We start from the raw sequence: 12,887 nt of genomic DNA on the forward strand, positions 1-12,887 counted from the left end.
TCTCTTTACGGTCAATAATCCACAGTTCCCTATGTACGTAGAAAAAACGAAAGGAGCTTGTAACCAAGCCCCTTTCGTTATTCGTTGTATTAACGACGAATTTCTTTAATTCTCGCTGCTTTACCGCGCAGTTCACGAAGATAATAAAGCTTCGCACGACGCACTTTACCACGGCGAGCCACTTCGATTTTATCGATTTTTGGGGAATGAAGCGGGAAAGTTCTTTCCACACCTACACCGTAAGAAATTTTACGAACTGTAAAAGTCTCACTGATTCCACCACCACGGCGCTTAATTACTACACCTTCAAACAACTGGATACGCTCACGAGTTCCCTCGATAACTTTCACGTGCACTTTCAAAGTGTCACCAGGACGAAAGTTAGGCAGATCCTTACGCAGTTGTTCTTCAGTGATCGCTTGGACGATATTCATCTATGACTCCCTCCTTCCGTACAGGTGTTCATGTTTCTTCTGGAAACACATCCGTTTCCTTCATCATCCACAGAGGACCACCGTATTACACACAACAGAATTATTGTATCATGGAGGTTACCGTATTGCAACAACAAAAAGGGATTTGACCAAACATTTATTTAATTTGACTTCATTATAGAACAGGTTGCTACCTGCTTTCAAATCCACTTATGACTAAAGCACTTTAACGCTTGTTCTCCGAACAGTCCGGTTTGCAATGCTCCTCAATCCACGCGCGCTCCTTGCCTGTCAGCTCAGCCTTCTCCAGCAGGTCAGGTCGGCGTTCCAACGTACGGCGCAATGCCTCCTGTCTTCTCCATGCATCAATATTAACGTGATGCCCTGACAGCAGCACATCAGGCACTTTCCAGCCCCTAAACTCAGCAGGCCGGGTATAATGCGGGTACTCTAAAAGCCCCGTGCTAAATGAGTCTGTAATTGCACTTGTTTCATTGCCCAGCACTCCCGGCAGCAGCCGTGTCACACTATCAATAACAGTCATCGCTGGCAGCTCTCCGCCAGTCAGTACATAATCGCCGATAGAAAGCTCATCCGTCACCAAATGCTCGCGAATCCGCTCATCATAGCCCTCATAATGTCCGCATATAAAAATAAGATGGTCCTCTCGGGCCAGCTCCTCCGCTTTCTTTTGCGTAAAGGTCTCACCTTGTGGACACATCAAAATGATACGCGGAGCTTTCAAATCAGCGTTTCCTTCGCTCTTCTCTTGATGGACGACTCCATCGGCAGCCTCTAATATGGGACGCTCTGATTCATCCAACAACGCTTCCACCGCGGCAAAAATAGGGTCGGGCTTTAATACCATCCCGCCCCCACCGCCATAGGGCGTATCATCTACCTGTCCATGCTTGTTACCGGCATACTGGCGAAAATTAACCGCTTGCAGTGAAACTATTCCCTTATCCCTTGCTTTTCCCAGAATACTTGCACTAAATACACCATCAAACATTTCAGGAAACAGGGTCAGCACATCCACCCGCATTATAGCAGTCCTTCCATCAACCGTACCGTAGCCCGCTTTTCACGCACGTTTACATTCAAAATAACACTCTCTATATATGGCAATAGCAGTTCCTTGCCATTAGGCATTTTGATTACCCATACATCATTGGCTCCCGGAGTCAAAATTTCTTTAACCACACCAAGCTTTTCTCCGTCTTCTGTAATGACTTCCAGGCCGATAACTTCATGAAAATAGAATTCATTTTCTTCTAGCTCGCCTAGACGTTCAGCAGATACCTTCAACAAAGTACCTTTGTATTTTTCAACATCATTGATATTGTGATATTCCTTAAATTTGACGATGACCATATTTTTTTGAAAACGCGCTGTCTCGACAGTTACGGGAACCGGTGCTTTACCATCCGCCGGAACAATCAATAGCTCGCTGCCTTTGGCAAAACGATCCTCTAGAAAATCAGTAGTCGTTAATATTTTAAGCTCGCCGCGAATTCCATGGGTATTCACAATTTTCCCGACATTAAACAATTGCTGCATCGTGTTCCTCCTGCACATAATCGGTCCGCTCCATATCATCTTCATCATGTACGAAAAAGGGTTAGGACATACATCCTAACCCACTTTCGTATATCTTTAAGATATGATGTCTACGGTAACCCGTTTATCCATCTTAACGGCTGCTGATGCAACCACAGTGCGAAGCGCCTTGGCGATACGACCCTGCTTGCCAATGACTTTACCTACATCCTCAGGATGCACACTAAGCTCATATACAACAAGCCGATCCTTCTCCAAGGTCTTCACGGTTACATCATCCGGATGATCGACTAAAGCCTTAGCAATGATTATCACTAATTCTTCCATGGTTGACCCTCCGTATCAGCACCTTATTTCTGTGTTTTAAGCTCATGAAACTTTTTCATCACACCCGCTTTGCTAAGCAAGTTGCGAACAGTGTCGGATGCTTGTGCACCATCTTGCAACCATTTCAGCGCTTTATCTTCATCAATTTTTACAACCGCTGGTACTGTAATAGGGTTGTAATAACCGATTTCTTCGATAAAACGACCGTCACGCGGGGAACGGGAATCAGATACCACGACGCGATAGAAAGGAGCTTTATGTGCACCCATACGTTTCAGACGAATACGAACTGCCACGAAAATTCACCTCCTTCAAAAAGTAGACTGTATATGTTATCCTTCATTCCAACGGCCCAAGAGCCTTAACGGAAAGGAAACTTCAAGCCCTTACCCATACCTTTCAACTGCTTCAGAGCCTTGTTTTTGCCGCCTTTAGGCCCCATCATATCTGAGAACTGCTTCATCATACGGCGCATTTCGTCAAATTGTTTAATCAAACGATTTACCTCAGCCAACGACGTTCCACTGCCTACAGCAATCCGTTTGCGCCGACTATGATTAATCATGTCCGGGTTTTGTTTCTCCTGTGTGGTCATTGAATGCACGATAGCCTCAATACGGCCCATCTGCTTATCATCCACTTTGATATCTTTCATTTGCTTCATGTTGCCCATACCGGGAATCATATCAAGAATCTGATCAATCGGGCCAAGCTTTTTAACCTGATCCATCTGCTCCAGAAAATCTTCGAAAGTAAACTCGGCATTGCGCATTTTCCGTTCCATTTCCTTCGCTTTGTCAGCGTCGATATTGGACTGCGCTTTTTCAATCAGGGACAGCATATCGCCCATACCCAGAATCCGTGAAGCCATCCGTTCCGGATGAAACGGCTCCATCGCATCCAGCTTTTCACCCAGTGTAGCAAACTTGATCGGGCATCCCGTCACAGCCTTAACTGACAAGGCCGCACCACCACGAGTGTCGCCATCCAACTTCGTCAGTACAACCCCCGTTAGCTCCAGGCTACTGTTAAAGTGCTCTGCAACGTTAACTGCGTCCTGCCCCGTCATGCTATCTACCACCAACAGAACTTCGTCCGGCTTGACGTTAGCATGAATCTGGCGCAGCTCTTCCATGAGTTCTTCATCAACATGAAGACGACCAGCAGTGTCTATAATAACGTAATCGTTACCGTTATCCTTGGCATGCTGCAGACCCTGCTTTGCAATCTCCACCGGGCTTGTCTGATCTCCGAGGGTAAATACAGGTGCATTGATCTGTTCGCCGAGAATCTGGAGCTGCTTGATCGCGGCCGGTCTGTAGATATCACCAGCTACAAGCAACGGACGATGATTTTGCTTTTGCAGCAGCTTCGCCAGTTTGCCAGACGTCGTCGTCTTACCTGCACCCTGGAGACCCACCATCATAATGACTGTAGGCGGCTTGTTAGCTTTGGCAAGCTTGGCCTGGCTGCCACCCATCAACTCGGTCAATTCCTTGTTCACGATGTCGATAATGACCATACCTGGCGTAAAGCTGTCCATTACTTCCTTACCAACGGACTTCTCTTTCACCTTGGCAATAAAGTCCTTTACAACCTTGAAGTTAACGTCCGCCTCAAGCAAAGCCAATCGTACTTCACGCATCGCCTGAGCTACATCATCCTCAGACACTTTCCCTTTGCCGCGCAGTTTACTGAATACATTTTGCAAGCGAGTCGATAATCCTTCAAATGCCATACTTTCGCACCTCCTTGTCTACCAGGGTTGTTTATTTACTCATTTATATGACCTACAATTCCTGCAGGCGATTTACAATTTGATGAACATGCAGCAGAGTGCCTTCATGGGGCTCGCCCATCTTACCGAATGCCTCCTGCAACGCTGCATTTAGCTCTTTCAGATCTTGGCTTCTGCGTTCATGCTTGCTCAGCAATCCAAGCTTTTCCTCATACATTTCCAGTACCTGTTCAGCACGTTTAATATGTTCATACACTGCCTGACGGCTAATTTCAAATTCCGAAGCAATTTCTCCCAGAGAAAAATCATCATGGAAGTAATATTTCAAAAACATCTGTTGCTTCTCCGTAAGCAGAGGTTCATAGAAGTCAAACAGTCGGTTAATTCGGTTTGTCTTTTCCAGCCGATTCTCCTGACTCATCACCAATACCTCCATTGCCTCCATCGTCAAGGAAAAACACTTTACAGTTCTTTTCAACGTTCCTTATCATACATAAAAGAAAAGAAGATGTCAAGCGTTATCCCTTGTCAACCAAAAAAAAGCCGATCCACAACCCTTGAATGGAATTACAGATCGACTTTTTTCTTCCTGTTCCTTAAACCCTGACTGGAGTAAGATACAGCAGAATTGCCAGAAAATGAAGTATGCTGCCTGCCAAAACAAACAGATGCCAGATTGCATGATGATACGGGAATGCCCGCCATACATAGAAAATCGTGCCCAACGTGTACAGAAGACCACCTACGAACAATAACGTCATCCCTCCAGCCGGGACTACCGCCACCAGAGGATTCCAGGCAATGATGATGAGCCAGCCCATCACAATGTAAAACACGGTGGACATGAACAGAAAGCGTTTGGTGAAGAACGCCTTGAACAGCACACCGACCAAAGCGATTCCCCATACCACTCCAAACAGCGTCCAGCCTAAAGTCCCTCGCAATGCAACAAGCATAAACGGGGTGTAGCTGCCTGCAATGAACAGGTAAATGCAAGAATGATCGAATATTTCGAACAAATCCTTCAATTTCCCTTCACGGAGGCTATGAAGCAACGTGGAATTGGTGTACAACAGCAGCATGGTTATCCCATAAATCGTAAAGCTGACGACATGCCAAGCTGTCCCTTTTAAGCTGGAAAAAACAATGAGCAGCACAAGCGCCGCCACACTTAAAACGACTCCAATTCCATGTGTAATGGCGTTGGCTACTTCCTCCCGTCGGGAATAAGTATAGGTGTTCACCATCGGTTCTTCACCCGGCTTTCTGTAATTTTTTTTATATACAAAAATATATATCCGACATCGACAGACCCGTTGCTCTCATTATATATCTCTACGATATATATCTCCACCACCTCGAGCAGCAACAGGCCAAGTCCAAGCCCCGAGCCTGATAGACTAGGCGATTGCAAGACATCCTCCAAACTTCCAGGCCATCCTGTACAACCTAAATCAGCGCTGCTCTTCCTCTCCAGCAGCAGTTGCTTCACCAGCCTCTTCCTGAATCAAGCCCGCAAACAATGCATGAACGAATTGCTCAGAATCAAACGGTTGAAGGTCATCCATTTTTTCGCCTAAGCCCACCAGCTTAACAGGCAAATTCAACTCTTGGCGGATTGCTACAACAATTCCGCCCTTTGCTGTACCATCCAACTTCGTCAGCACCAGCCCGGTTACGCCGCTTTTCTCTCCAAACAGCTTGGCCTGGTTCAGTGCATTCTGTCCGGTCGTGGCATCAAGTACCAGCAGCACTTCGTGAGGAGCGTCCGGGATTTCACGCTGGATAACACGGAAAATTTTGTTCAACTCCTCCATCAGATTGCTTTTATTCTGAAGACGTCCTGCAGTATCACACAGCAAAACATCTACCTGACGCTGCTTTGCAGCCTGTACGGCATCATACATAACCGCAGCCGGATCGGAACCGGATTGCTGCTTGATAACCTCCACACCTGCTCGTTGACCCCATACCTCCAGCTGTTCAATCGCACCGGCACGGAACGTATCTCCGGCAGCCAGCAGCACTTTTTTACCCTCTTGTTTAAAACGGTGAGCCAGCTTGCCGATCGTTGTTGTTTTGCCGACACCGTTGACCCCGACGAATAGTATGACTGTAATGCCGTTAGAGCTCATTTGGAGCTGACTATTGTCATTGCCTCTCAGCAGCTCGGATAGCTTTTCCGACAATACAGGCTGAAGCTCGGATGCATCCTCGATTTTGCGTTTTTTCACTTCTACCCGCAGGTCTTCAATGAGGTTCATCACCGTGTTGACACCTACGTCCGCTCCGATCAGAATTTCCTCCAGTTCCTCATAAAACTCCTCATCAATCTTTTTGCGACGAATCATCAAATCCGTTACTTTTTCAACAAATCCTTTTCTTGTTTTTTCCAGGCCGTCCTTGAACTGTTTTGTGACGGATTCTGTTTTGCTTGCAATGCTTTCCTTTAATTTTCTAAAGAAACTCATAAGTTCCCTCCGTTGACTTGAAAGTATGTTATTGGATATCAGGCAATCTCGGCTTCGTCACTGTCCAGCTTGACAGATACGAGCTTGGAAACCCCGCCTTCCTCCATCGTAACCCCGTACAGCACGTCGGATTCTTCCATTGTGCCCTTGCGGTGAGTAACTACAATGAACTGTGTCTGCTCCGAGAATTCCCGTAAATACTGTGCAAAACGCACCACGTTGGCTTCGTCCAATGCGGCCTCTACTTCATCGAGCACACAGAATGGAACAGGTTTAACATGTAAAATGGCAAACAGCAGCGCCATCGCCGTTAACGCCCGCTCACCGCCCGACAGCAGCTGCAAGTTTTGCAGTTTTTTGCCCGGTGGCTGAGCTACAATGTCAATTCCCGTCTCCAGCAGGCGTTCCGGGTCAAGCAGTACCAGATCAGCCCGTCCGCCTCCGAACAGCTTGGAGAAAACCGTACCAAATTCACGCCGAATGGCATCGAACGTAGATTTGAAACGTTTGGACATTTCATCATCCATTTCACGAATAACCTGATAGAGCGTGGTTTTGGCCTCCACCAGATCAGATTTTTGCTCATCGAGAAACGTATAACGTTCATGCACACGCTGATATTCCTCAATCGCACCCAGATTGACCTCGCCCAGCCCGGAAATACCGCGTTTGAGCCTTTGCACTTCAGCCTGCGTACCTTCAATATCCTCCGGCACCGGGTAGCGCTGCTTGGCCAGCTCGTAGCTGAGTTCATAATCATCGCTTAATTTTTTGAGCACATTTTCCAGCTCTACATCAAGCCGATTCACTCCAATTTCCGTTTGACGAAGCTGCTCTTCAACCGATTTAAGCTGGATTCGCTGCTCTTTTGTCTCGTTCTCGGCCAATTCCAGCTTTTTGGACAAGCTGCTGCGTGCAGCCCGCTTGAACTCCAACTGCTGCGAGGCTTCTTCCTTTTTCAAACGGTATTGATTGAGATTTTCAATTTGCTTTACGCTCTCCTGCTCATTGGTCAGCAGATCAGCTTCGATGGAAGCCAGCAGGGTTTTATTCTGTCTCGAATCCTTGCCAAGAGTATCATAATCTCCACGCAATCTGCGCAGCTGCTCTTCCAATGAAAAGCGCTCCTGATCCAGCTTACCTTCTCTAACCTTGAGATTGGTAAGTTCACCTTGCAGCTGCTCTTTGGCAGATTCGTTGGCTTTACGAGCAAATTCGGCAGCGTGGATGGCTTGATGGGTTTTCTTCTCTTCCTCTTCCAGCGCAGCCAACTTGGCCAACGCTTCTTCACGTGCAGTTTCCAACTCTTTTATCTCCTGGTCGAAGCCCTTTTTCTCCTGACTAGACGCAGCCACCTGTTCCAACACATGACGCAGTTCATGCTCCAGCTGCTTGAGCTCCATTGCGGTCTGCTGCTCTTCGCCGCGCTTCACATCTCCGGCCTGACGCAGCTCCTCCAAACGGGTCTGTGTCTCCTCCAGCTGGCGTTTGGTATCCACGGCGCTTTGACGCAATCTCGCAATTTGCTGCTCCGTATCTAAAATGTCTTGATCCAGCTGATCCAGCTGACGTTTGCGCCCAAGCAGATTGGCATTTTTCTTAAACTGGCTACCACCAGTCATGGAACCACCTGCATTGACAACGTCGCCTTCCAGCGTCACGACACGATATCTATACTGGCAACGGGCGGCAATCCGGTTCGCATCTTCCAGCGTACACGCTATGACCACATTCCCCAAGAGGCTGCCTACAATTCCGGCATACCGCTCATCATACTGAACAAGATCCGCACCGATTCCGATAAAGCCCTCAGCACTTTCCGCAATTTGGCGCTCCCCCGCACCGATTTGGCGCGGTCGAATGACATCCATAGGCAAAAAAGTCGCTCTACCCAATTGACGCTGCTTCAAAAAACTGATCGCCTGTCTGGATACCGATTCATTTTCCATGACGATATGCTGTACGGAAGCGCCCAAAGCCGTTTCCATCGCCTGCTCCAAATGCTCAGGCACCCGAATCAGCTCCGCCACCGCTCCGTGTACACCGTGCAAGGTTCCTTTGCGCGCAGCCTTCAATACTTCCTTGACACCCAGCATAAAGCCGTCAAAGTCATCCTGCATTTCCTTCATCGTATCTCGGCGTGAAATTTGCGCCTCACGTTTTTGTTCCCATTTACGAATGGTGCCTTGACTTTCTTCCAGCAGCTTTTGCAGCGCCTGGTACTTTTCACTCCCCTGAATATACCCACTGCGCAGACTACTGATTTCCTGTCCCAGCTTCTGAATAGCAGCTTCCAATCCCTTTTTGCGCTGATCCAGCTCGACTTTTTGTGCTTCCCATTTACCGGATTCGTCACTTACACGGTTCACCCGCCGCTCAAGCGCTTCCTTCTGCTGGTCGGTATAACGGATTTCGTTGCGCGCCTGTGCCATTTGGTTCATCAGCTCCAGCAGGTTACCTTTAAGGCTTTCCTCCTGCTCCTGGCTGATGCCGCCTGTGACGCCAATCAGCTTGGCCTCTTCATCAGATAGCCTCGCACGCAGCTCTTCAAGCTCTACAATTAATGCAGACAGCTTTTCATTCAGCTGATCCAGTTCATTTTTGCGATCGGAATGCCTTGCCTCGCTCGTGCTGAGCGATAGAATAAGCTGTTCCCGGTTAGCCTGCAGATTGCGTGTACGCTCTTTCAGCAATTCACCGTAGCCCTCGCTCTTTTCTGTAGCCTCACTGTACTGCAGCAAATCACTTTGCAGGCGCTCGACTTGCTCCTCAAGCTGACGCAATTCATTACGCTCACTCTCCAGCATCGCGTCGTGGCGGGATACCACCGTAGACAACTGAAGCTGCTCCTGCTGCAGCAAGGCTAGCTTGGAAGTCGCATCGCTCCACGAAGTATGAATTTGTTCAATTTGATGGACGTACATCGAAATCTCTTTTGATTTCAACTCACTACGCAGCTCTTTATAATGAATCGCCTTTTCCGATTGCTCCTTAAGCGGGCCGATTTGATCCTCCAGCTCGCTGACCAAATCGTGAATGCGCAGCAAATTTTGCTCCGTGTCATCCAGCTTGCGGACTGCCTCTTTTTTACGTGATTTATATTTTACGATACCCGATGCTTCCTCAAAAATACCTCGACGGTCCTCGGATCGGGTACTCAAAATCTCTTCAATGCGCCCTTGCCCGATAATGGAGTAAGCCTCTTTACCAATCCCTGTATCCATAAACAACTCGGTAATATCCCGAAGTCTGCATGACTGTCGGTTAATGAAATATTCACTATCGCCACTCCGGTGCACACGGCGAGTTACCGTGACTTCGCCAAAATCCAGAGGCAACGCCTGATCTTCATTATCCAGCGTAAGCGATACTTCGCCATAATTAACAGCCTTGCGAGCATCACTGCCAGCAAAAATAATATCCTCCATTTTGCCGCCACGCAGTGATTTGGCGCTCTGTTCGCCCAGCACCCAGCGAATGCCATCGGAAATATTACTTTTTCCGCTTCCGTTAGGCCCGACGACTGCCGTAATGCCGCGGACAAATTCCATTTCCGTTTTATCTGCAAACGATTTGAAGCCCGCCAGCTCAATGCGCTTTAAAAACATGCTCAATTTCACCTCTAACATTTCAAATATGCTTGTACAACACCGATTACCTGATGGGCATGAATTATCCCTATTGTAGCACAAGACTACTTTGGATAAAGCACACTACCGACGTTCAACATCGACGTTCAACGCACTGCAGCCAAGCCACGAAAAAAGAGCAAAACGCAGTCCATTCGCCTTTGCGGGCCGGGACTCCCCCGCGGACTGCCCTTTGCTCTTACTTTGTGTCCCCTGCTTGCGTAACCCGTCCGGGCCGCACAGGTACCGATTACGATTCAGCCAGTTTCAAACGGTTTAAAGCCACTGCCGCCGCTTGCTGCTCAGCTTCTTTTTTGGAGCGTCCTGTACCTGCCCCCAGCCGTTCGCTGTCCATATATACCTCGGCTACAAACTCGCGCTCATGGGCAGGTCCGCGCTCCTCCACAATCCTGTATTCAAGCATCCCCATGTTATGATGCTGTGTCAGTTCCTGAAGCTCTGTTTTAAAATCACTCATCTGGAGCTTGCCATTTAACACAATTTGAGGAAAAATATAACGTTCCAGAAACGACCGGACGGCCTCCAGACCCTGATCCAAATAAAGCGCGCCTACGAACGCCTCGAACACGTCGGCGAGCAAAGCGGGACGAGTACGTCCGCCCGTCAGCTCTTCACCTTTTCCAAGCAGTACATATTGCCCGAACTCAAGCCCGACAGCAAACTTCACCAGAGAAGGCTCGCAGACAATAGCTGCGCGCAGCTTGGTCAGTTCGCCTTCGGGTCGGTTAGGGTATTGATTGTACAATTGCTCGGATACAGTCAGCTCCAGCACAGCGTCACCTAAAAATTCAAGGCGCTCATTGTCTGCATGCTGACTGAATCGATGCTCGTTTACGTAGGAAGCGTGCGTAAAGGCCTGCTTTAGAAGCTGCCGATTGTTGAATTGAATATGAAGTTTCTGCTGTAATTGCTTCAAGTCTCCACTCAACGAACTGACCCCTTACGCTTCATATTTTTTTAGAATAACCGTAGCATTGTGACCGCCAAACCCAAAGGAATTGGACATAACCACATTCAGTTCCGCTTTTCTTGGCTTGTTAGGCACATAATCAAGATCGCATTCCGGGTCTTGATTATCCAGATTAATCGTAGGCGGAATCGTCTGATGCTGAAGGGCAAGACCACAGATTACGGCTTCAACGCCGCCCGCTGCACCCAAGAGATGCCCTGTCATTGACTTGGTCGAGCTGATTGCTACCTTATAAGCATGCTCTCCAAGCGTTTTCTTGACTGCTTCCGTTTCCGATTTATCACCCACCGGAGTCGACGTACCGTGAGCGTTGATATAATCAATCTCTTCCGGCTTCAATCCAGCATCGCGGATCGCCATTCTGATACAGCGCGCCGCACCCTCTGGATCAGGCTCCGTCATATGATGGGCATCGCCAGAAAGACCGTAGCCAATCACTTCGCCATAAATACGTGCACCACGCTTCAAAGCATGATCCAACGATTCCAGAATCAGAACACCAGAGCCTTCGCCCATCACGAATCCATCTCTTTCCGTATCAAAAGGACGGCTCGCCTTTTCAGGTTCATCGTTGCGTGTGGACATCGCCCGCATGGAACAAAATCCAGCCATACCGATCGGGCGAATCGTCGCCTCAGCACCGCCACAAATCATGACGTCAGCATCACCACGCTGAATCATACGGTAGGAATCACCGATGGCATGACTGCCTGTGGCACAAGCCGTTACTGGCGATGTATTGGGTCCTTTGGCACCGAGTGAAATGGATACTTGGCCGGAGCCCATATTGGCAATCATCATCGGGATAAAGAAAGGGCTTACGCGTTTAGGTCCCTTTTCGATTAATGTATGATGCTGATCCTCCCAAGTACCCAATCCGCCAATACCAGAACCTACAGATACACCTACACGCTCGGCTTCCGCATTCTCTCCGATAACAAGTCCGCTATCCTTAAGCGCCAGTTTACTGGCTGCAACCGCGAACTGTACAAAGCGGTCCATTTTACGTGCATCCTTGCGTTCAATGTAATCCTCTGGATTAAAATCCTTAACGGAAGCGGCTATTTTCGTAGGGTACTCAGTTGTATCGAAAGCTTCGATTGCGCTGATACCAGATTTTCCAGCCATCAGATTATCCCACAGTGTGTTCAAATCCTGTCCCAGCGAAGTGATTACACCCATTCCTGTTATGACAACTCGTTGTTTCAAAGATAATCACCTCTATGTCTACTGCAAATTGTATTTTAAGGTCGCACGCTTTGTGCGCAGAAATAATATAGAATCAACTAAAGTTAGTAATGCCGCATCATCTTCAGCTTTTACTAAGTTAGGTCAAGCTCAAAATACACGGCAATTCCGTCTTTAGTTCAATCTGTATAATTAGGAGAAAGTCCCGCCTGTAACAGAACGGGACTTTGTTGACATGAATTAGGTATGAGATTGTATGTACTTTACAACTTCACCTACAGTTGTAATTTTCTCTGCATCTTCATCAGAGATTTCCATATCAAACTCATCTTCCAATTCCATAACCAATTCAACTACATCGAGAGAATCAGCGCCTAAATCATCTTTAAAAGATGCTTCAAGTGTAACTTCGGCTTCGTCGGCTCCCAAACGGTCAACGACAATGCGTTTTACGCGCTCCAATACGTCGGACATCCGGCTCACCTCCTCCTTAGGTATTATACGAAAATTACAATTAAAATGCCATAGAAGAGAGTTTTCATTCATTAC

At 47.8% G+C, this 12,887-nt stretch carries 14 protein-coding genes; all 14 read right to left on the reverse strand.

From position 1 onward, the window contains the following. Positions 1 to 89 precede the first annotated feature (89 nt). Positions 90 to 434 (reverse strand): 50S ribosomal protein L19, encoded by a 345-nt coding sequence (gene rplS, locus B4V02_RS15445; RefSeq protein WP_007429998.1) that lies wholly within the window; start codon positions 432 to 434, stop codon positions 90 to 92. A 226-nt stretch (positions 435 to 660) separates the two neighbouring features. Beyond that, on the reverse strand, positions 661 to 1,479 hold the full coding sequence (gene trmD, locus B4V02_RS15450) for a tRNA (guanosine(37)-N1)-methyltransferase TrmD (protein ID WP_094155467.1): 819 nt from the start codon (positions 1,477 to 1,479) through the stop codon (positions 661 to 663). Continuing rightward, a complete protein-coding gene (gene rimM / locus B4V02_RS15455) occupies positions 1,479 to 1,994 on the reverse strand; it encodes a ribosome maturation factor RimM (RefSeq protein WP_094155468.1) in 516 nt (171 codons plus the stop codon). Before rimM ends, trmD begins: the two co-directional genes overlap by 1 nt. A 96-nt stretch (positions 1,995 to 2,090) precedes the next feature. Then, on the reverse strand, positions 2,091 to 2,321 hold the full coding sequence (locus tag B4V02_RS15460) for a KH domain-containing protein (RefSeq protein ID WP_007429995.1): 231 nt from the start codon (positions 2,319 to 2,321) through the stop codon (positions 2,091 to 2,093). A gap of 23 nt (positions 2,322 to 2,344) precedes the next feature. After that, a complete protein-coding gene (rpsP, locus tag B4V02_RS15465; RefSeq protein ID WP_007429994.1) occupies positions 2,345 to 2,617 on the reverse strand; it encodes a 30S ribosomal protein S16 in 273 nt (90 codons plus the stop codon). Positions 2,618 to 2,682: 65 nt separating this feature from the next. Then, positions 2,683 to 4,059, reverse strand: a complete 1,377-nt coding sequence (gene ffh, locus B4V02_RS15470) for a signal recognition particle protein (RefSeq protein ID WP_007429993.1) — start codon at positions 4,057 to 4,059, stop codon at positions 2,683 to 2,685. A gap of 52 nt (positions 4,060 to 4,111) precedes the next feature. Further along, positions 4,112 to 4,480, reverse strand: a complete 369-nt coding sequence (locus tag B4V02_RS15475) for a putative DNA-binding protein (RefSeq protein ID WP_094155469.1) — start codon at positions 4,478 to 4,480, stop codon at positions 4,112 to 4,114. 175 nt (positions 4,481 to 4,655) lie between these two features. Further along, complete coding sequence (trhA, locus tag B4V02_RS15480; RefSeq protein ID WP_094155470.1) at positions 4,656 to 5,306, reverse strand: PAQR family membrane homeostasis protein TrhA; 651 nt, start codon at positions 5,304 to 5,306, stop codon at positions 4,656 to 4,658. After that, positions 5,300 to 5,551, reverse strand: a complete 252-nt coding sequence (locus B4V02_RS15485) for a hypothetical protein (RefSeq protein ID WP_157739747.1) — start codon at positions 5,549 to 5,551, stop codon at positions 5,300 to 5,302. Before B4V02_RS15485 ends, trhA begins: the two co-directional genes overlap by 7 nt. Then, a complete protein-coding gene (ftsY, locus tag B4V02_RS15490; RefSeq protein ID WP_094155472.1) occupies positions 5,514 to 6,530 on the reverse strand; it encodes a signal recognition particle-docking protein FtsY in 1,017 nt (338 codons plus the stop codon). Before ftsY ends, B4V02_RS15485 begins: the two co-directional genes overlap by 38 nt. Positions 6,531 to 6,568: 38 nt before the next feature. Beyond that, on the reverse strand, positions 6,569 to 10,138 hold the full coding sequence (gene smc / locus B4V02_RS15495) for a chromosome segregation protein SMC (RefSeq protein ID WP_094155473.1): 3,570 nt from the start codon (positions 10,136 to 10,138) through the stop codon (positions 6,569 to 6,571). Positions 10,139 to 10,409: 271 nt separating this feature from the next. Next, complete coding sequence (gene rnc / locus B4V02_RS15500) at positions 10,410 to 11,108, reverse strand: ribonuclease III (protein WP_007429987.1); 699 nt, start codon at positions 11,106 to 11,108, stop codon at positions 10,410 to 10,412. A gap of 12 nt (positions 11,109 to 11,120) precedes the next feature. Then, entirely contained in the window at positions 11,121 to 12,359 is a 1,239-nt protein-coding gene (fabF, locus tag B4V02_RS15505) for a beta-ketoacyl-ACP synthase II (RefSeq protein WP_094155474.1), read from the reverse strand. A 219-nt stretch (positions 12,360 to 12,578) separates the two neighbouring features. Beyond that, complete coding sequence (locus tag B4V02_RS15510; protein ID WP_007429985.1) at positions 12,579 to 12,812, reverse strand: acyl carrier protein; 234 nt, start codon at positions 12,810 to 12,812, stop codon at positions 12,579 to 12,581. Between the last annotated feature and the right edge of the window lie 75 nt (positions 12,813 to 12,887).

Source organism: Paenibacillus kribbensis (assembly GCF_002240415.1).
Classification (GTDB): domain Bacteria; phylum Bacillota; class Bacilli; order Paenibacillales; family Paenibacillaceae; genus Paenibacillus; species Paenibacillus kribbensis.

What these genes read in the sequence shown, in the direction of transcription:
- rplS (WP_007429998.1), bottom strand. Translation starts at nt 434, where the DNA reads ATGAATATCGTCCAAGCGATCACTGAAGAACAACTGCGTAAGGATCTG.
- trmD (WP_094155467.1), bottom strand. Translation starts at nt 1,479, where the DNA reads ATGCGGGTGGATGTGCTGACCCTGTTTCCTGAAATGTTTGATGGTGTA.
- rimM (WP_094155468.1), bottom strand. Translation starts at nt 1,994, where the DNA reads ATGCAGCAATTGTTTAATGTCGGGAAAATTGTGAATACCCATGGAATT.
- B4V02_RS15460 (WP_007429995.1), bottom strand. Translation starts at nt 2,321, where the DNA reads ATGGAAGAATTAGTGATAATCATTGCTAAGGCTTTAGTCGATCATCCG.
- ffh (WP_007429993.1), bottom strand. Translation starts at nt 4,059, where the DNA reads ATGGCATTTGAAGGATTATCGACTCGCTTGCAAAATGTATTCAGTAAA.
- B4V02_RS15475 (WP_094155469.1), bottom strand. Translation starts at nt 4,480, where the DNA reads ATGAGTCAGGAGAATCGGCTGGAAAAGACAAACCGAATTAACCGACTG.
- trhA (WP_094155470.1), bottom strand. Translation starts at nt 5,306, where the DNA reads ATGGTGAACACCTATACTTATTCCCGACGGGAGGAAGTAGCCAACGCC.
- ftsY (WP_094155472.1), bottom strand. Translation starts at nt 6,530, where the DNA reads ATGAGTTTCTTTAGAAAATTAAAGGAAAGCATTGCAAGCAAAACAGAA.
- smc (WP_094155473.1), bottom strand. Translation starts at nt 10,138, where the DNA reads ATGTTTTTAAAGCGCATTGAGCTGGCGGGCTTCAAATCGTTTGCAGAT.
- B4V02_RS15510 (WP_007429985.1), bottom strand. Translation starts at nt 12,812, where the DNA reads ATGTCCGACGTATTGGAGCGCGTAAAACGCATTGTCGTTGACCGTTTG.